This window comes from Acidobacteriota bacterium (assembly GCA_026393755.1).
Classification (GTDB): domain Bacteria; phylum Acidobacteriota; class Vicinamibacteria; order Vicinamibacterales; family JAKQTR01; genus JBAXOX01.
The window spans coordinates 14,453-31,982 of the sequence record JAPKZO010000004.1 but is presented as its reverse complement, the minus strand read 5'-3'; the positions used below and the strand labels follow the sequence as shown (position 1 = coordinate 31,982).

The window sequence follows — 17,530 nt, the reverse complement described above, 5'->3', positions numbered from 1 at the left end:
CTGCACGACTTCGACAGTCAGTCGCAGCAGGCCCGAACGTGTCAGAACCTCTCCCGCTTCTCGAGATTGGCCTCGACCTGCGCCTTGTCGCGCCAGACCGGGTGGAGCGTCCTCGCGACCATCAGGGGAAGTTGGTCTTCCAGGTGTGGCGAGCCTGGCTGACTCGCATTGCCGTAGCTGAGGGCGCACAGGGCCTTCTGTTGCCGGGCGAATTCAATCGCGCAGACGAAGGTCTCGCCATGCGCGGCATAGGAGCGATTGCCTTCCTTGCGAGTGTACGAAATCGTACGGAAGACGCCCGACGCGCCGGCGCCGCCGTTTCCAGGCAGATCGGCCTTGCCGCTGGCGAAGCGGTACACGTCGCCCCACTTGACGTCGAGCGCGCCGTAGACCCGCCGGCACTCGTCGGCTGCGGCGTCCAGCGCGGTCAGCGCGGACGCGGCGTCGGCCAGGCCATAGGCCGAGTCGAGCGGGTGCGCGGGATCGTACTTGACTCTCAACCTGCTGGCGATGCCCTGCTGCCCGGTGAAGTACTTGTCGACGAACATCTGGAAGAGCACGCCGCCGCGGCTGTCCACTTCGGTCTGACGATCCCATTTGTCGAGCACGCGCGCGGCTTCGGTGCCGCCCTTGGCGGCGGCCAGCAAATCAGGCAGGACCTTGTCGGCGAGTTCCATCCGCGTCGAATGCTTCTTGGCGAGCAGTTGATCGAAGCTGATCTTGGAATCCTCGGTGATCATCCGCAGAGATCGAAGCGTCCGCATCTGGGGCAGCGTCTCGCCCGTCGGCGCGACAAACGGCGGGTACTTCGCGCGGTCGAGCTGCGGAAACGTCATCGTCCAGGGCGGCTCGTTCGTGTTGGCCGTCCAGCCGCTCGCCGGATCGGTCGCTCTGGGCAACTGATCGACGGGGATGTAGTCGGTCCACATCGTATCGGATGTGTCGCCCGGCACGAGCTGCGACCAGTAGGCGTAGTCGTGCCCCTTTCGCCGCGGGACCAGTCCGTCGAACGTGAACATGATGTGGCCCTGATCGTCCGCGAAATTGGCGTTCCACATCGGCACGCTCATCATGCGCAACGCGCTCTTGAATTGCTCCAGCGTCGTTGCCTCGCCCATGCGGAACCATTGTTCGAGCATGCGCGGGCGATCGAGCCCGGCGACGCGCATGGCCACCGTCAGACCCTTGTCGTCGAACACCACCGGGCCGTGAAGGCTGCGCCGGATGTCCAGCGTCTCCTCGCGAGCCGATCCGTCCGGTTGTCTGATCTTGAGCGTCCGGGTCTCACGCTCGAAGGGCCGCAGCGTGCCGTCGAAGAGATACTGCCCGTCCTTCACCGTCAGCCGGAAGAAATCCACGGTGTCGATCGTATTGACCGTCCGTGCCCAGCCCGCGTGCCGGTTGAACCCGACGACCGGAACCGGGAACCCGATCTGCGGGGCGCCGTACAGGTCGTAGTTCGGGCCAACCAGGTGCACTTCCATGTAGCGGTAGAACGTGTCGCCCCACGAGAGATGCGGGTTGATGATGAGCATCGAATTGCCGCTCGCCGAGTGCGGCGGTCCGATGGCCCAGGTGTTCGACCCTGGCGTCAGCTCTTTCTCATCAGCAGGAGGCACGACGGGAGCCGCCCCTGATCTGAGCGCGGCGTTCACCTCGCGCTGCATGCGGCTGCGTGAGGCCATGTACATGTAGTGCACGACCCGGAGCGAATGACCGACCACGTCGACGCCGGAGACGGGAAGCACGACGAGGCACGCGGGATCGATGGCCTCGGGATGTGCCTTGCCGTAATCGTTGATGCCCCGCGCGAACTCATCCAGGTACTTGCGGAATGTCGGGTCCTGCGCGTCGTACCAGACCCGCGCGCGGTCCGGGACGCCGTTCAGTTGCAGCCATCGGTCAAGTTCGAGATAGGTGGGGCCCCAGTACTCCGCCGCGCGCCCTCGTGATTCGCCGTAGAGCCGCAGCAGGAGGTTGGCCTGGCTCTGCATCTGCGCCCATCCGTGGGCGTAGAACATGCCGTCCCGGTCAGCGGCGTAGATGTGGGGGACGCCGTAGCGATCCCACAGGATCTCGGTCTTACCGGCAGACGCGAGCGGGGAGGTGACGAGCCCCGCGAGGACGAGGCACAGGGTGAGGCGAAGGAGTCTGGAGTGCTTCATGGCGGTCTCGTTGGTGGTCGAACGCAGGGGCGACCGTTCGGCCGCCGGGACAACGATACAATATCCGGGCGCGGATCGGCGCGCCGGTTCGCGAAGATCCGCGCGATTGTTGAACGAGGGGAGCAGCGTCCCCGGGAGGGCAGCATGAGACGCACCCGCATCAGCCTGTTCTACGTGATCGGCTACCTCATCCCCGGCGGGCTTGGTCTGCTCGTCGCGCCTCAGTTGGCGCTGAAGCTTCTCTTGTCGGGTGGCACCTACGGCGACGTGATGCCCCAGATGGTCGGCATGATGATGGTCGCGCTGGGGCTGTTCGTGTTCCAGATTGTGCGCAAGAAGGCCGAGGGCCTGTACCTGACCGCCCTGGCGGTCCGGAGCGCGATGCTGCCCGTCCTGCTGTCGTTGTATGTCGCGTCTCGCGATCCGCTGTTCATCACGCTGCTCCTGATCGTGGGATTCGGGGTCGTGTACACCGGAATGAGCTACCGGCTGGATCTGCGGGACAGGAGGTCCACGCTCGGTTGAAGACCACATAGTGTAGATTCTCAGGGAATCAGACGGCGCGCCGTCCGGGTGGGCGGCCATCCAGCAGGGAGCACGCGATGGGGCAGAACTTTCATATCGGCATTATGGGCAACCTGTTCTCGGGCAAGACGACCCTGATGCAGGCGCTCGCGCGCGATCCGTACAAGCAGGATCTCGAGGCGCTGCTGGGCGGCGCCGAGCTGTGCACGTTCTCGGAGCGCGTGGATAAGGGCTCGCTGATCGACGAGTGCCTGGCGCTGTTCTATCACGATCGCGTGTCGAACATTTTCGCCACGGAACTGGCGTTCCTGCACATGCGCACCATCCAGCAACGCGAGATCCGCCATCTCATGACGCGAGAGAGCACACGGGGCGTGATCATCGTCGAGGACCGGCCGTTTATCGACGGCCCCGAGGTCTTCGTCAAGCGCATGATCGAGTCGGCCGAGATGCCGTCCGCCCATGCCAAGCTGTACCGCACACTGTTTCACCAGACGCTGCGCAACGAGCACATCCGTCTGCCCGACTTGACGGTGTACCTCCGCACCGAGCCCGGCCTGCTGGAACGGCGGCGTGCCAAGCGGGCGGCCGAGGGCGACGGCTACGCCGAGACGATCACGGAAGACTACTTGCGACAGATCCACGACAGCTATGAACGCGTTGCGGCCAATTGGAAGCGCACGCTGCTCGATTATCAGGAGCACGCCATCGTGCCCCCCGATGCCGACCTCCTCACGCTGCCGGCCGAGATTGATATGGGCGAGCACCCCGACTACGTGCACGTGGCGGCGGGGACCATCCGCGAGAAGGTCCGCCGCATGATCGCGTCACGCCAGCGGGGCCAGTGAGGAATGGTGCGATCGGGGCGCGTGTGACGTGAAGAACATCGAGATCAAGTGTCCGGTCCTCCGCTTCGACGCGGTGCGGCGCGCGCTCGACGCGCTGGGCGCGGTCCGGCAGACGCCGGTCCTGCAACAGGTTGACTGGTACTTTTCCGTCCCGCATGGCAGGCTCAAGCTGAGGCAGGCCAACGGCGGACCGGGGGAGTTGCTGTTCTACGTCCGGCCGTCCCGGCGAGGCCGCCGGCTCAGCGTGTATGGCCGATCACCAGTTCCCGACGTGTCGGGGATGAGAAGTCTGCTGAGGACGGCGCTCGGGGAATCGGCCTGCATTCGGAAGAGCCGGGAGGTCTGGCTCTTCCGCAACGCCCGGATTCATCTGAATCGCGTGAGCCGACTCGGCACGTTCGTCGAAATCGAGGTCGAGGTCCGGCGCGGGCCCCGCCAGGCACGCGCATTGATGGACATGCTCATCAGCACACTGCGATTGTCACCGGCCGCGTCGATCGGCGGGTCGTACGCCGATATGAAGCTGGTCAGATTCTTACGAAGTACGGAATCGTCATGATCACAGCCCCAACGGCCAGGAGAAGAATGGTGTTGGAGATGAAGTACGGAAAGACCATGAGGACGAGTCCGCAGATCAGGGGCACGACCGCCTTCTGTTTCTTGCCGTACACGAAGAAGCCGAGCCCGATCGAGCCGAAAAGCGGTCCCCACAGCAGCGAAGATGCGTCCAATTCAACCTCTCGTCATGCAAGGATAGCAGGAACGCTCGCCGTTGCCGCGGCTGTCGGCGATGGGCCCTCCGGGCCCGGGCGCGGGCGTTTTCTGCAAGAATACGCCTGGGCCATGTAACCGAGAAGCTCGCGTTCAGGTCCAAGATACAGGTTCGTACCAGCTAACCGGCGTGGAGGTCTTGACATGGTCCAGAGATTGAAGATCGTGACAGTCGCCGCCGCCATTGTCCTCGGCGCGGCTTGGATGGGGACAGCCGCCAGCGCGCAGACGGCGACGACGGCCCAGAAACCACCTGCGGCAGCGGGTCAGAAACCAGCCGCGCCCGCCGCGCAGGCGCAGCCGGTCACGCCGACGCCAGGCCCGATGGCGGGAGCCGGCCGCGGGCCGACGGGCCGTGGTGCCGGACCGATGGGGCAGGGCATGGGCCAGGGCATGGGTCCGATGGGGCCGCGCATGGATGCGATGGTCCAGCGACTCAAGGCGAGGGTTCGACAGTTCAAGCAGCGCCGGATGCGCCAGGGCGCCATGCGAATGAACCAGCTCATGCGCCGCGGGGGAGGCCAGGCCTTCGGGCCGATGGGCCGTGGGATGGGCCAAGGGATGATGGGCCATGGCGCCGGGCCGATGGGCCGTGGGATGGGCCAGGGGGTTGGGCCGATGGGCCGTGGGATGGGACCGCGTGGCGGAGGGCCGCTGGCGGGCATCATGGGCCGGCTTGACCTGACGCAGGCGCAGAAGGATCAGATGAAGGCGCTGGGCGAGCAGCACCAGAAGGACGCGGCACCGATCCACGAGAGGCTCCAGGCGGCGCGGCAGAAACTGAGAGAGGCGATGGGCGCGCCGGTGCCTGACGAGGCCGCAGTGCGCGCGGCTGGAGGCGCCCTGTCGGCAGCGCAGATCGATCAGTTCGCGCTGCAGGCGCGGCACCAGGCCCAGATCATGAAGGTGCTGACACCCGAACAACAGCAGCAGGTGATTCAGAGGCGCCAGCAGCAGCGCCGGGGACAGCCCCGGTTGCGGCTATGATGTCTTGCGGACCGGATCCGCGCGGAGGTTCTTGCGATGACCATTAAACCCGTGGTGCTGACCACGTTGCTCGCGGTCGGACTGACGGCGCTCTGCGTGTCAGTCCTGCTGGCGCAAGGGACCGTGCGCCCTGTCACGAAACTGTTCATCTCAGTCGATATGGAGGGGATCACCGGCGTGGTGCAGCCGGCTCAGCTTGGCCCGACCGGCTTCGAGTACCCGCAGGCTCGCGAGTGGGCCACCGGCGAGGTGAACGCCGCCATCACGGCCGCACGGTCGGCTGGCGTGAAGGAGTTCGTCGTCTGTGACTCGCACGGGAACGCCCAGAACCTGCTGATCGACAAGTTGCCCGAGGACGTGCGGATCGTGCGCGGCTTTCCGCGCCCCCTTGAGATGATGCAGGGGATCGATGGGTCGTTCGGTGGGGTCCTCCTGATCGGTTATCACGCCTCCGAGTGGAATGTCGATGCCGTGCGCAGCCATACCATCTCCAGCATGAAACTGCTGGGGATCAAGCTGAACGGGACATTCGTGATGGAGGCCGTGTTCAATGCGGCCATTGCCGGCCACTTCGGCGTGCCCGTGCTCTTTGTCTCGGGCGATCGGATTGCCGTCGCAGAATTACAGAAGACGCTGCCGCAGGTCGAAGGGGTGGTCGTCAAGGAGCCGTTTGGGTTTCACTCGGCCATGACGGTCACGCCGGCCCGGGGTCGCCAGTTGATCGGAGAGGGTGTCACGCGCGCGCTGCTCAAGGCAAGCCAGGCGCGGCCGTACACGCTGAAGACGCCCATCGATCTCGAGGTCGGCTTCAAGTTCACACCTGACGCCGAGCGGGCGGCTTACATTCCCGGTCTGTCGCGCGTCGACGCGCATTTCGTCAGAGGCACATTCGCCGACATGCCGACCATCACGAAACTGATCCAGGTGCTGACCGCTCTCGAGCCGATCCAGTAGACAACCCAGTCGGTGAGCCGAGAGTGAGCGAAGACTGCGCGGACGAGAGAACTCGAACCCCATGCCATCGGCAGACCAGCGTCTGTCTTCACGCCTTCGGCCGGGCGAACCGTCGCGGCCCGCTCAGATTCCAGTATCCCAGCGTTCCGGCCGTCAACGCCGCCAGGCCCCCGACGCCCAACGCCCACCGCGGGCCCACATACTCGCCGATCCATCCGACGATTGGGCCGCCGATCGGCGTCGATCCGAGAAACGCGACCACCCACAGAGCCATCACGCGTCCCCTCATCTCGGGCGCGCTTTCCAGCTGGAGAATGGTGTTCCCGAGCGAGAGGAAGTTGATCGAGAAGACGCCGACCAGGACGAGGGCGGCCACGGCAAACGGCAGGGTGGGTGCGACGGCGGCCGCGAGAATGACGATGCCGAACAGGAATGCCGCTCTGACCAGCATGCCGGGCACGACGCTCTGGCGGCTCGCGGCGTACAGCCCTCCAATCACCGATCCGACGCCCATCGCCGCGGTGAGGGCCGCATACGTCCCCGCGCCGCCGCCCAGCGTGAACTGCGCGAAGAGCGGGAGAACCACCTGGAATTCGTAGGCGAGCGTGCCGATGATCGCCATCATCAGCAGTGCGTTTTGCAGGACCGGTGTGGACCTGACGTACCGGAGCGCGTCCCCGAGCTGGCCGCTGGCGCGCGCGACCAGGGGAGCGGGATGGAGTTGCCCGGCGTTCATCATTCGCAGCGCGATGAGGACGGCGATGTACGATGCCGCATTCACGAAGAAGCAGAACGCGAGCCCCACGTTGGCGATGAGAATCCCGGCCATCGCGGGGCCGGCGACCCGCGCGAGATTCACGAGCACAGAGTTCAGCGACACCGCGTTCTGGATCTGCTCTTTTCCGACCATCTCGAAGACGAAGGTCTGTCGAGTGGGATTGTCCACCGTGTTGACCAGGCCGAGGCAGGCAGCCAGGCCGCCCACCATCCAGAGCCGCACCGACCCGGTCTCCACCAGCACGCCGAGCACCAGCGCCAGCACGCCGGCCGCGAACTGCGTGTAATATAGAATCGTGCGCTTCGGGAATCGGTCGGCGATCACGCCGCCCCACGGGCCGAGGACGAGAATTGGCAGGAACTGCAGCGCCGTCACCAGGCCCAGGGCGGTACCTGACCCGGTAATCTGGAGCACCAGCCAGGACTGGCCGATCATCTGCATCCAGGTGCCGGACAGGGAGACCGCCTGCCCGATGAAGTACAGCCGAAAATTGGAGATGCCGAGCGAGAAGAACGTCCGTCGAAGTGAACCCGCGCCAGTCATCGCGACCATTGTACCTGCGCGCGGCGGTGCCCCGTCTTCTCGCAGGAGCGCCATCACGCGGCGACGTACAACGGTTCTGCGGCGCTCAGGACCTTGTCTCGGATTCGCGGGCTCAGGAACTTCGGGGTCACCATGTCGATGCGTCGACCATTCAGGAGTTCAGAGAACTCTCGCTCGATCGTGACGAAGCGCAGGCCAGGAACATGGCCGGGCAGGAACTCGACGAGGACGTCCACGTCGCTGTCAGCCCCGAAGTCGTCCCTTAGCACAGAACCGAACAGCGCCAGGCGGGCGATGTGGTGCCGCTGGCAGAACGCCGATACCGCCTCCCGATCGATCGACAGGTGTGGACTCATCGTCTGGCCTCTCATGCCTATGATAGCGCAAGCCTAAGCTTGCGAGCCGAAGCTCACGCCGGGGGTCATGGGGACGGTCGGAGAATCGGGGTTTACCCAGCCGAAGCTCACCCGAGGCTGGTTTGAGCTGAGGGTGAGCGAAGGCTGGTGCGGAAGAGAGGATTTGAACCTCCACGACCTTGCGGCCACAAGCTCCTGAGCCCTGGAGATTCGGTGGACCCGTGTGAGCAGAACCGCACGGGGCGGTACTCGATCCGGTCAGAAGCGAACGGAAGAGAATCCGTCGAACGGAAGATCTCGCACGGACTCGCACAAGCCATATTCCAGCCATTCTGATCAAGCCTAGAGGTTCGTCACGAGGCGCCTTGAGGGGGCGCGCGACGCCAAGTGTCACCTCGCGCGACAGGACGTTTCGACGCCTACTCGGCGGGCGGCGCTATCTTCTGCTGGGGCGCCTCCGGTTCTGGCGCTTCACCGTCTGTCTCGACGGGCTCGTGTCCCACCGCCGTACGGGTCTGTGGATCGATGATGAGGCTTGCGTTGCAGTGAGGACAGTCCTGCCGGTAGGTCCCGGCATCCTGGTTCGACGACGCAAGCGAGAGTCCTTGCGTGGACGTGTCCCCGACCGGTGTGGTGTCGATCGTCACCGGGTTCCCGCACGCCGGGCATCGGATGGCCGACTGACCCGCGAAGGAGCCGGCCATGAAGCCGACGCCGACTAGAATGGGGATGTTCCAGAGCCTGAAGGCGGCAAGCCACCCGAGGACATCGCTCATTTCAGGGCTCTCGCCGAACATTCCGCCCACCAGCAGGTAGACGACCCCGGTCCGGGCGAGCTCTACGGCGATGCCGCACACGGCCCCGATCCCACCCTTCACGAACATTGGCAGGCTCCGGTTGGCCACCCAACTGGCCAATGCGGCCGCACCCACCATGCCGATGATGTCGACGAAGACCAGAAAGGCTCCGCCAAGGAACGAATGCATGGGCCCTCCTTCGGACAGCGAGCCCGGGCTCTCGCCATCGAAACGATTCATGCCTCGAAGCGTTCTCCCGGACTTGGTCGACGCAACTGGACGATACCATGAGGGGGCGCCGCTCGCCTTCGGTTCAGGAGATCAACTGAGCGTCGGTTATCGGACGGCCCGGGGGCCGGATGCCCAGAGCATCGGACGGCCCAGACACAGGCACGACCCTGCGGAACGGTATTTCCCAGGCGTTGCGGTGTCAACCGATGAGACGCACGGTTCGACCGGCGGCTCTCGGACGCCTCATCATGGTGAATTGGGCGAGAGTAGGAGACGTCACCGTGACCTGGCGTTCGGTAGGGCGGCGGCCAGAGCATTCGGTGCGGAGGAGCCGTCGACCGTGCTGGCGCACATCGAGACTACGGAGCGGAAGTGGGCGCGGACAAGTCCCGCGATGATTGTCTCGTTCTACGACCAGACCCATCCGAGAGCGTCAGTCGGCAGGATTGCGGGATTCAGGACGCAACCGCCGTCGGGGAAGGACACCTCAAAGAAGAAGGGGAAGTCTGCCAACGGAAGGAAGTCCAGCGGGAAGCGGAAAGGGACGCCAACCAAGCGCCAAACACGTTAGGCCGACGCTTGGCGGTCGATTGTCGCCGTCGCCGTCCATCTCCAGTCCCGCCAAGTCGTCGCCGTCCTGGCAATCCCCCAAGCGGGAACAGGGGGTCGAGCGTCCGAACAGGGACTCGGTCATTTGGAGCAACCCGTGCTGCAACAACCCGTGCTGCAACTGTCGAGGGCGTTGGCGGGGTGATGTATGCTCGCGCGCAAGGGGTTCCCGACCCTGATAGCGAGACGGGAAGAGGGAGGCAGGAATGCAGTCTTTCCAGTTCGCTCCCCGCGAAGGTAGTCTGCTGAAGGTGTTGCTCGGCGTCTGCTTGCTGCCCGTCTTCGCCGTCGCCTCCTTGGCGCATTCGCAACATGCGTACGCGTCGCTTCTCTTCTTTTTGGTCGGTCTGATGGGCACCTGGCGAGAGTACATGCGCTGGCGCAGGACGCATCCCTGGCAACGCCCGTGAGAACCACAGCCGTCTAATACGCCACTTGGCGTCCCCACAGGGACGGAAGCGGTTTGGTAGACCAAACCGCTCTCAGGACTCCCCAAACCCGCTATACCAGCCCATTCGACAGCACCGAACGAAACCACGCTGGCTACACGCTGAAAGGGATGTGGAGATTCGTACCTGAATGGGTCACTGACGAAGCGACCTACGACAGCGGCTTGATTGTCCTGCCGCACTTGCCCAAGAGACGAGAACGACGACGCCAACAACAGCGGCATGACTATCGTGCCGCGCTCTCCACAGAAGGGACACCAGCATGCCAATAGAACAACAGACGCGAGACCGCCTTGTCGGATTCCGCGTGACGCGACATGAACACACCTTGCTGCGCCAAGTGGCAGCAGCCGATGAACGCAGCGTGACGGGACTACTCCGCAAGATGCTAGCCGAGTCCGTCGCGGGGTTTGGTGCTACCAAACAACAACGAACCGCGGAACAGAAGGAGACAAGCCGATGAACAAGCCCACCGTCGTAGAGATTCCCACTAACGCGACTGATCAGGTCGTCCGCCTAACGCTTGAACAAGTTCTGAAACACATCAAGGACGCCCACGGACCCCGCAAGGAAGCCGTCCGTGTCACGATCGAACAGCGCAGGTGAAAGTGAGCCGATACTCAGGCGCGCAACGCGCCGTGCGCGCGGCGCGTCTGCACCAACCGCACAATCGCCGTCACGATCGCCGCCGCCGCAAGAACGGCAATCGCGGAGAACACCGCCTTTTGCATCACAGAGAGATCATCGATGAGCACCTCCGTGAGAGCAATGCCCAACATAAGCGGCAGCAACACCAGTCCGATCCACAACGCGCCAGGATCACGCTCCGTGAAGAATCGCTTTCCCACCATCACGCAGCACGGTACGAGCACTGCCCACGCGGCGTAACGCACCCAACCGACACTCAACACGGACACTGCCATCGCCACCATCATCGTTCCTCCGACCGCGCCCTGCTTGCCACCTCGTCGCCAGTTGGTGCACGCGATTCCGACCTGAACGAGACCACACACGAGGATCCCCCAGCAGACAGTTGTGTCGATGGTCATTGTTCGCCTCCGCGTCCCGCCGCCGATTCTACCTCAGCATCGCTTGCCGACCCAGCGGCGCCTCGCCTGCCGTGTCACGGAGAGTGAGTCGTTGTGCATCTCCGCCGTGAGCGGAGCACCGAAGGCACTGGCGCGCAAACACCCGTATTTCGGATGCTGCCTTTACAAAAACCCTTACAAAGTATCTTCACACGAACGACGACCCCGCGAGCGGGTCGCCGTAAATGCCTACGCAAGCGGGAAGAGGTCCGCCTTCGCCGCTACGCGGCTTCGGCGACGCAGGCGCGTGAGGCTTGGAGGTCCGCCTTCGCCCTTCGGGCTACGGCGGACAGCCTTCATCTGGCTTGCCAGCCGAAGCTCGCGCCGGGTCGAAGATGCAAGCGAGCGAAGGCTGGTGCGGAAGAGAGGATTTGAACCTCCACCCCCTTGCGAGGACAAGCTCCTGAGGCTTGCGCGTCTGCCAGTTCCGCCACTTCCGCACTTGAAGAGCTCGGCAGGAACAAAAAGTATATCAGCCGCAGCGCGGACGGGCAACCAGGAGGCAACACCGCGAGACAGCCGCGAGGCAACCCGCCCGCTTGCGCCCATCCCCAACACGCGGCTCCCGGGGACGCCGCCGCCCACGCGGAATCCCTCGCGAGTGCGCCGAGTCTGCCGCTACAATACCCCCGTACACCATGAGCTCCCTCCAGGACGTCTTCGCCTCAATCAACCGGCTGCTGGAGGCCGGTGTGATCGAAGCCTACGCCGTGGGTGGCGCAACGGCCGTGCTGTTCTACGCGGAGCCGGCGCGGACCTACGACGTTGACGTATTCGTGATTGTTCGAGGGGCAGGCCAACATGAACTGGCCCCGCTCGCCGGGATCTATGATTGGGCACGCGCCCAGGGATACAGGACAGAGGCCGAACACGTCCTCATCGACGGCGTACCGGTCCAGTTCTTGCCGGCGTACACTGCGTTGGTCGAGGAGTCAATACGCGAAGCGCGCCCCCTGACCTACGGCAGCGAGCCGGTTCGTGTCGTTGGTCCGGAACACTTGGTGGCGTTGGCACTGCAGGCCGGCGGCGCCAGGCGCCGCGAACGCGCGTATCAGTTGCTGGAATCAGGGGACGTCGATCGCGCGCGCCTGCTCGAACTCCTCACGCGTCACGGGCTTCCAACGGAGATCCTCGATGGCGCATGATCCCGATAACTCGGTGCAGAACGCTGTGGCTCAGCGTCTGTTCGCCGCAAAGGCCGAGTGGCATCTGGCGCAGGCGCGCCTGCCGATCAAGGAGAAAGTGCGAATCCTGCTCGAACTGCAGCAGCAGGATCTTCCTCTTATCGCGCGACAGCGGCCCCTACGCTCGTGGGAACGGCCCTGGCCGATCACGCCATAGACATCATTGACTGCCGTCGGCGGCAGGCGCCTCACGCGGTGCGCTTGAGGATGACCAGCGAAATGTCGTCGTACGGCCGCGCGTTGTTGATGAACGTGCTGACCGATGAGAGCAGCCGCGCGCCGGCATCAGCCGAAGTGAGCGCCGCAAGCCCAGGCATCAGCGCCCGCAGACGCTCGTCCCCGTAGAACTCGCCGCTGGCATTCATCGCGTCGGTCAACCCGTCCGAATACACGACGAGCATCTCGCCCGGCTGCAACTCAACCCGCTGTTCCTCGAACGTCGCCCTCGGCATCAGCCCCATCGCGATGTTGCCGCGAGGCAGGTCGTGGAATCCCGCGGTGGACAAGACGATGGGCGGCATGTGCCCGGCGTTGACCAGCGTGACATGGCCGCTGTTGGCGTGCACATCGAGATACACCAGCGTCACGAACCGGTTGGGCAGGCCGTCCCGGCAGAGAATCGTGTTGACCCGTGACGCCAGGTCTTCGAGCGAACTCGCCTCGGTCGCCAGCGCGCGCAACGTGGACTGCACCTTGGCCATCAGCAGCGCGGCCGGCAGCGCCTTGCCGGCGACGTCGGCCAGGGCCATCGCATGCCGTCCCGGCTCGACCTCGAGGTGATCGACCAGGTCGCCGCCGACATCGTTGGCGGGCATGGTGTAGAGCCACACGTCCCAGCCCGGCACGGTCGGATTGCCTTCCGGCATCAGCGCCCGCTGGACCGCACGCCCCGCGGCCAGTTCGTGCCGGGCCACCAGCTTGTCTTTGAGCTCCAGCATGAGCAGCAGGAGCAGCAGGACCCCGCTCAGCAGCGGAACGTCGACGCCGCCTCCCGTGCGGCCGTCGTCGGTTGAAAACGTCATGCGGCCCGACACGAGAAAGACGAGCGCAACAATGAGCATCACACGCCGCGCCGGCGACAGCTTGAGGAACAACGACTTCAACAGCCACCAGAGCCGGACGAAGAACCGCTTGAACCGCGACAGCTCCTGCAGGCGCAGGCGGTATTCATCAGACAGATAGAACGACTCCAGATCCTCGAACGTGCGGCGGATCGTCGCCCAGAATCCTCCGCTCCGGACGTCGTCTCCAAAGCCCCGGAAATCATCCTTCAACTGATCCCAGAGCCTGGGGTCGTCCGGCGTGCCTGGTGCGTGAGTCTGCATGAATGCTCTCGTTGGTTCCCGTGACGGCGGGCTTTCGTGCCGCCGCCATTATAGTTCCCGGCCTGCATTCCATATTGACGGACACCGACGCCCGCAAGTTCACCGCCCCGGCATCTTCCCGCCGGACCGGACACTCGGCCGTCCGGTGCGCCGCCGGCCGGGAAGCCGCTCGAGCAAGTGCTATACTCGCAACTTTGGGGGAAGGAGGCCATCGGTGGCAATTCGTCGCGGCGTCGGCCTGGTTCTGACCATCCTGATCTTGGGCATCACCATCTCGGTGGGTGGCATGCTGGTGCTGATGATGCTGGTCGGCCGCGAGCCGGCCGTCGCCAGCAATTCGGTGCTCACGCTGCGCGTCGAGGGCGACCTCGACGAAATTGCTCCCGACAACCTGTTCGGGAATTTCGTCTCAGCCAGGCGCCCGACGGTGCGAGGCCTGGTGGACAATCTCCGCAAGGCCAAGGTCGACAACCGGATATCGAGCGTCATCATCAGACCGGGAAATCTGACGTCAGCCTACTGGGCCAAGCTGCAGGAAGTGCGCGACGCGATCCTGGACTTCAGGAAGTCCGGCAAGCAGGCCATAGGGTTTCTCGAGTACGGCGGGACGCGCGAGTACTACGTGGCGACGGGATGCGATCGCATCTTCCTCTCGCCGCCCAGCCCGCTCGATCTAAGCGGCCTCGCCAGCTATGCGCTGTTCCTGCGCGGGACGCTCGACAAGGTCGGCGCCACCGCCGACTACGAGCACATCGGTGACTACAAGACGGCGCCCAATCAACTCACGCAGAAGACGTTTACGCCGGCGCACCGCGAGATGGAAGAGTCGCTCAACAACGACTTCTTCGATCAGCTCGTGCAAGCCGTGGCCGAGAGCCGGCACAAGAGCGTCGAGGTCGTCAAGGCGCTCATCGACGAGGGGCCGTACCTGCCGGAGAATGCCCTCCACGCCGGCCTGGTCGACGTGGTGGCCTACGAGGACCAGATCGAGGAGAAGGCGACACTGGCAAAGACGAAGACCGTCTCGCGCCTCGAAGCCGACGCCTACAGCAAGGTGAGCCTGGAATCGGTCGGCCTGGGCAAGGGCCCCCGCATCGCGGTCATCTATGCGATTGGCCTCATCAATTCAGGCCGCAGCGGCTACGACCCGATGAACGGGCCGGTGGTCGGCTCCGACACGATCGTCGAATTCATCCGCAAGGCGCGCAAGGACAGTTCGATTCGCGCGATTGTGCTGCGGATCGACAGCCCCGGCGGCTCGTCGATCGCATCAGACGTCATCTGGCGGGAGCTGATGCTGGCTGGCACGGGAACCCGTCCCCTCCCGGTCGTCGCGTCGATGTCTGATCTCGCGGCGTCAGGCGGCTACTACATCGCCATGGCAGCGCCGGTCATCGTTGCGCAGCCAGGAACGCTCACCGGTTCGATCGGCATCTACGGCGGCAAGATCGTGACCGGCGGCACGTACGAAAAGCTAGGGATGAATATCGAGGCCATCAGCCGCGGCAAGAACGCCGAGATGAACTCGCCGGTCCGCCCGTTCAATGAATCGGAACGCCAGAAACTGAAGGAAGAGCTTCAGGCGTTCTACGACCAGTTCGTGGAGAAGGTCGCCCAGTCGCGCAAGATGAAGCCCGAAGCGGTGGACGCGATCGCACAGGGGCGGGTCTGGACCGGCCGGCAGGCGAAGCTCCTCGGTCTGGTGGATGCGCTCGGCGGACTCGACCGCGCGATTGCCCTGGCCAAGGACCGCGCGAAGATCCCGCCGTCTCAGCAGGTCGAACTGGTCACCTATCCGCCGCGCCGAAGCCTCTTCGATGTATTGAGCGAGTCGTTCGGCGGGGGAGCCGACGAGCGCGCGGAAGTGGCCGCGCTGCTGGGGTTCGCCGATCGGAGGGCGATCGGGGCATTGACGGCCCCTCTTCGCCTGTTCCGCCGCGGCGAGCCGCTTGCCCTGATGCCCATGGGGTACATGCAGTAGGACGAAAATGGGACCTGGCCTCTTTTTCGTCTTACCGTCCGGAGAGAAAATCCTCGATCCCGAGCCTGACCGCCAGCGCGGTCTTTGCGCGGAACGCCGGATCCAGCATCAGACTCTCGTCGGCCGGATTCGACATGAAGGCCTGCTCGACCAACATCGACGGCATCCAGGTGATCAGGCGGATGGGCGTGTAGTTGAACGCCCCCACATTGCCGAAGTCCCCGAGGCCGGTTTCCCCCAGCAGCCGATGGTGGATCGCGGTCGAGAGATCCCGGCAGAACGCGTACTTGAAATACGTGCTCGTGCCGCTGATGCGCAGGTAGCCGCTTGAGGTGTCGGCGGAATTGGCGTGCATGCTGATGAAGAGATGCGCGTCAGACTCGGTGGCACGGCGCGCCCGTTCGGCGAGATTCGGATTCTCGTCGCCGGGCCGGACGACGACCACGCGGGCGCCGACCCGCTCGAGCTCGGCCTTGAGCGCCTCGACCGTCAAGCGGTTGATGTCCTTCTCGAGCGAGCCCGTCTGGCCGCGCGCGCCCACATTGGATGGGCCGCCGTGCCCGGGCTCGAGCGCAATCGTCAAGCCGTGCAGCGGTGACAACGCCGTTGCAGAGAGCGTCGGCGGCCTGCGAATGGTGAGACGCAGGGCGCCCCGCGTCTGCTCGACCTTATAGCCCCACAAGCGGCCGTCGTTGAGCGTGATGCGCACGCGAAGATGTCCGGCGGCGGGCTGCTCGACCACCGCATCCCGGACGAGCGACGCCGTGGCGCGCTGCGTGATCCAGGTCGCCGCGTTGTGCGCACCATAGAAATCTACGTCGATCGCTGCCCGTCCGTCGGGGCCTTCCGTCGACCGCACGGCGTACGGTACCGGCGAGGTGTAGGGAATGACCACCGTGTCGCCGGCTGCGTCACCCGACACGCTGAGCGACGTAAAGAACAGGTAGGGCATCTGCGCGGCTGCCGGCGCCGGAACCACCGAGCGCGTGGCGACCCAGCCCTCCGTATCGGACGCCAGCCGCACGCGGTAGGCATCACCGCGCTGCCCGGTGATGCGCAGCACGGTGCCGCCGCTCAGTTCAGCCAGGTTCGGCCCTCCGAGGCGCACTTCGTGCACACCCCACGTGAGGTCGGCACCCTCTGTCCCAACAACGACCAGTCGCACACGATCCGGATTCCATACGCCGACCGTGCCGACTGATGCGGCGTCGAGGCTGCGCCTGCCGTTGACCTTCGTGCCGGCCGCCGCCTTCACGCGCACCTGCACGGGCGCCGCAGACGTGTCCTCCCGTTCCGTAAACGCGGCGTAGCCGACGTACGTGCCGGTCGGTCGGCCGGTGGCCGGATCGGTCGCCTCCGCCAATCGCAGCCACGGGCCCTTCGGCAGGCGCGCGTCCACCACCATGCCGGGGGTGGCGCGCAGCGACAGCTCAATCGGCTCGCCGGGCATCACCCGGAGCGCTGCCTGCGGCTGAATGCTCTTCGCGTCGATGAACAATTGGTCGGTCGGCGGCACCTCAGGCTGTGGAGGTGCCGCGCGCTCGACTTCGATCTCGCGGACCGCGGCCGCGCCGCCCGGAAGACGCGCCTCGATGCGGATCGTGTTCCTGCCCATCACGAGGGGCACGCGATCGCGGACGAAGATGCCAGTCGGAAACACGGCAGCGTCCACGCCCGCCACCTGCACGACGGCGTCGCGAGACGTGCGTCCGATGACGTTGACGAACTCGCGTGTGGTCGACGAGTGAGCCTCCTTGGGGCCCATCACGGTCAACTCGACCGAGGCGGACCCGGCCTGTTGCGCCGGGCGCTCGGCACGGAGTGCTCCTGCCGTCATCACCAGCGTGGCGCACACGGCCATCACCGCCCGTCTCGCATTCGTGGACTGCCTCATCACATCCACCTCCAGGAACACGAAAGGGGTCGGACCTAATTTCTC

The 17,530-nt window shown here is 65.0% G+C and carries 17 protein-coding genes and 1 tRNA gene; 9 read left to right on the top strand and 9 right to left on the bottom strand.

Going from position 1 to position 17,530, the window contains the following annotated elements:
• Positions 1 to 41 precede the first annotated feature (41 nt).
• A complete protein-coding gene (locus NTV05_01120; protein MCX6542994.1) occupies positions 42 to 2,165 on the bottom strand; it encodes a penicillin acylase family protein in 2,124 nt (707 codons plus the stop codon).
• A 144-nt stretch (positions 2,166 to 2,309) separates the two neighbouring features.
• Between NTV05_01120 and NTV05_01115 the strand changes: the two genes are divergently transcribed.
• The 3 genes from NTV05_01115 to NTV05_01105 all read left to right on the top strand — a co-directional run bounded on the left by NTV05_01115 (position 2,310) and on the right by NTV05_01105 (position 4,097).
• A complete protein-coding gene (locus NTV05_01115; protein ID MCX6542993.1) occupies positions 2,310 to 2,690 on the top strand; it encodes a hypothetical protein in 381 nt (126 codons plus the stop codon).
• A gap of 77 nt (positions 2,691 to 2,767) precedes the next feature.
• Complete coding sequence (locus NTV05_01110; protein ID MCX6542992.1) at positions 2,768 to 3,538, top strand: deoxynucleoside kinase; 771 nt, start codon at positions 2,768 to 2,770, stop codon at positions 3,536 to 3,538.
• Between the two features lie 28 nt (positions 3,539 to 3,566).
• Positions 3,567 to 4,097 carry a class IV adenylate cyclase gene (locus NTV05_01105; GenBank protein MCX6542991.1) on the top strand — a complete coding sequence of 177 codons (531 nt, stop codon included), beginning with the start codon at positions 3,567 to 3,569 and terminating at the stop codon, positions 4,095 to 4,097.
• Here the strand turns inward: NTV05_01105 and NTV05_01100 are convergent.
• Positions 4,066 to 4,269 carry a hypothetical protein gene (locus NTV05_01100; GenBank protein ID MCX6542990.1) on the bottom strand — a complete coding sequence of 68 codons (204 nt, stop codon included), beginning with the start codon at positions 4,267 to 4,269 and terminating at the stop codon, positions 4,066 to 4,068. The genes NTV05_01105 and NTV05_01100 overlap by 32 nt on opposite strands.
• A 184-nt stretch (positions 4,270 to 4,453) precedes the next feature.
• On the opposite strand from NTV05_01100, the gene NTV05_01095 reads away from it, so the two are divergent.
• Positions 4,454 to 5,296, top strand: coding sequence for a Spy/CpxP family protein refolding chaperone (locus NTV05_01095; protein ID MCX6542989.1), 843 nt, complete (start codon positions 4,454 to 4,456; stop codon positions 5,294 to 5,296).
• A gap of 36 nt (positions 5,297 to 5,332) precedes the next feature.
• Complete coding sequence (locus NTV05_01090) at positions 5,333 to 6,250, top strand: M55 family metallopeptidase (GenBank protein ID MCX6542988.1); 918 nt, start codon at positions 5,333 to 5,335, stop codon at positions 6,248 to 6,250.
• An 88-nt stretch (positions 6,251 to 6,338) separates the two neighbouring features.
• On the opposite strand, the gene NTV05_01085 is transcribed toward NTV05_01090, so the two are convergent.
• The 3 genes from NTV05_01085 to NTV05_01075 all read right to left on the bottom strand — a co-directional run bounded on the left by NTV05_01085 (position 6,339) and on the right by NTV05_01075 (position 8,913).
• On the bottom strand, positions 6,339 to 7,571 hold the full coding sequence (locus NTV05_01085; GenBank protein MCX6542987.1) for an MFS transporter: 1,233 nt from the start codon (positions 7,569 to 7,571) through the stop codon (positions 6,339 to 6,341).
• A 53-nt stretch (positions 7,572 to 7,624) separates the two neighbouring features.
• Positions 7,625 to 7,927 (bottom strand): nucleotidyltransferase family protein, encoded by a 303-nt coding sequence (locus tag NTV05_01080; protein MCX6542986.1) that lies wholly within the window; start codon positions 7,925 to 7,927, stop codon positions 7,625 to 7,627.
• A gap of 419 nt (positions 7,928 to 8,346) precedes the next feature.
• A complete protein-coding gene (locus tag NTV05_01075; protein MCX6542985.1) occupies positions 8,347 to 8,913 on the bottom strand; it encodes a hypothetical protein in 567 nt (188 codons plus the stop codon).
• A gap of 1,559 nt (positions 8,914 to 10,472) precedes the next feature.
• Between NTV05_01075 and NTV05_01070 the strand changes: the two genes are divergently transcribed.
• Positions 10,473 to 10,619, top strand: coding sequence for a hypothetical protein (locus tag NTV05_01070; protein MCX6542984.1), 147 nt, complete (start codon positions 10,473 to 10,475; stop codon positions 10,617 to 10,619).
• A 14-nt stretch (positions 10,620 to 10,633) separates the two neighbouring features.
• Here NTV05_01070 and NTV05_01065 read toward each other — a convergent pair whose 3' ends face one another.
• Together NTV05_01065 and NTV05_01060 are read right to left on the bottom strand one after the other, a co-directional pair.
• Positions 10,634 to 11,062: a hypothetical protein gene (locus NTV05_01065; GenBank protein ID MCX6542983.1), complete on the bottom strand. Its 429-nt coding sequence runs from the start codon at positions 11,060 to 11,062 to the stop codon at positions 10,634 to 10,636.
• Positions 11,063 to 11,454: 392 nt separating this feature from the next.
• A tRNA-Leu gene (locus tag NTV05_01060) sits at positions 11,455 to 11,541 on the bottom strand.
• A gap of 198 nt (positions 11,542 to 11,739) precedes the next feature.
• Between NTV05_01060 and NTV05_01055 the strand changes: the two genes are divergently transcribed.
• Together NTV05_01055 and NTV05_01050 are read left to right on the top strand one after the other, a co-directional pair.
• Complete coding sequence (locus NTV05_01055) at positions 11,740 to 12,246, top strand: nucleotidyltransferase (GenBank protein MCX6542982.1); 507 nt, start codon at positions 11,740 to 11,742, stop codon at positions 12,244 to 12,246.
• The gene (locus NTV05_01050) at positions 12,236 to 12,442 is read left to right on the top strand and encodes a hypothetical protein (GenBank protein MCX6542981.1); all 207 of its coding nucleotides are present in this window, start codon (positions 12,236 to 12,238) and stop codon (positions 12,440 to 12,442) included. Before NTV05_01055 ends, NTV05_01050 begins: the two co-directional genes overlap by 11 nt.
• A 31-nt stretch (positions 12,443 to 12,473) precedes the next feature.
• Here the strand turns inward: NTV05_01050 and NTV05_01045 are convergent, their stop codons facing one another.
• Positions 12,474 to 13,610, bottom strand: coding sequence for a PP2C family protein-serine/threonine phosphatase (locus NTV05_01045; GenBank protein ID MCX6542980.1), 1,137 nt, complete (start codon positions 13,608 to 13,610; stop codon positions 12,474 to 12,476).
• 214 nt (positions 13,611 to 13,824) lie between these two features.
• On the opposite strand from NTV05_01045, the gene sppA reads away from it, so the two are divergent.
• The gene (gene sppA / locus NTV05_01040; protein MCX6542979.1) at positions 13,825 to 15,591 is read left to right on the top strand and encodes a signal peptide peptidase SppA; all 1,767 of its coding nucleotides are present in this window, start codon (positions 13,825 to 13,827) and stop codon (positions 15,589 to 15,591) included.
• A gap of 31 nt (positions 15,592 to 15,622) precedes the next feature.
• On the opposite strand, the gene NTV05_01035 is transcribed toward sppA, so the two are convergent.
• Complete coding sequence (locus NTV05_01035) at positions 15,623 to 17,485, bottom strand: N-acetylmuramoyl-L-alanine amidase (GenBank protein MCX6542978.1); 1,863 nt, start codon at positions 17,483 to 17,485, stop codon at positions 15,623 to 15,625.
• Positions 17,486 to 17,530 lie beyond the last annotated feature (45 nt).

Excerpts from the sequence above, each read along its gene's own strand:
- NTV05_01120 (MCX6542994.1), bottom strand. The coding sequence starts at position 2,165 with ATGAAGCACTCCAGACTCCTTCGCCTCACCCTGTGCCTCGTCCTCGCG.
- NTV05_01115 (MCX6542993.1), top strand. The coding sequence starts at position 2,310 with ATGAGACGCACCCGCATCAGCCTGTTCTACGTGATCGGCTACCTCATC.
- NTV05_01110 (MCX6542992.1), top strand. The coding sequence starts at position 2,768 with ATGGGGCAGAACTTTCATATCGGCATTATGGGCAACCTGTTCTCGGGC.
- NTV05_01095 (MCX6542989.1), top strand. The coding sequence starts at position 4,454 with ATGGTCCAGAGATTGAAGATCGTGACAGTCGCCGCCGCCATTGTCCTC.
- NTV05_01090 (MCX6542988.1), top strand. The coding sequence starts at position 5,333 with ATGACCATTAAACCCGTGGTGCTGACCACGTTGCTCGCGGTCGGACTG.
- NTV05_01085 (MCX6542987.1), bottom strand. The coding sequence starts at position 7,571 with ATGACTGGCGCGGGTTCACTTCGACGGACGTTCTTCTCGCTCGGCATC.
- NTV05_01080 (MCX6542986.1), bottom strand. The coding sequence starts at position 7,927 with ATGAGTCCACACCTGTCGATCGATCGGGAGGCGGTATCGGCGTTCTGC.
- NTV05_01075 (MCX6542985.1), bottom strand. The coding sequence starts at position 8,913 with ATGCATTCGTTCCTTGGCGGAGCCTTTCTGGTCTTCGTCGACATCATC.
- NTV05_01070 (MCX6542984.1), top strand. The coding sequence starts at position 10,473 with ATGAACAAGCCCACCGTCGTAGAGATTCCCACTAACGCGACTGATCAG.
- NTV05_01065 (MCX6542983.1), bottom strand. The coding sequence starts at position 11,062 with ATGACCATCGACACAACTGTCTGCTGGGGGATCCTCGTGTGTGGTCTC.
- NTV05_01055 (MCX6542982.1), top strand. The coding sequence starts at position 11,740 with ATGAGCTCCCTCCAGGACGTCTTCGCCTCAATCAACCGGCTGCTGGAG.
- NTV05_01050 (MCX6542981.1), top strand. The coding sequence starts at position 12,236 with ATGGCGCATGATCCCGATAACTCGGTGCAGAACGCTGTGGCTCAGCGT.
- NTV05_01045 (MCX6542980.1), bottom strand. The coding sequence starts at position 13,610 with ATGCAGACTCACGCACCAGGCACGCCGGACGACCCCAGGCTCTGGGAT.
- NTV05_01035 (MCX6542978.1), bottom strand. The coding sequence starts at position 17,485 with ATGAGGCAGTCCACGAATGCGAGACGGGCGGTGATGGCCGTGTGCGCC.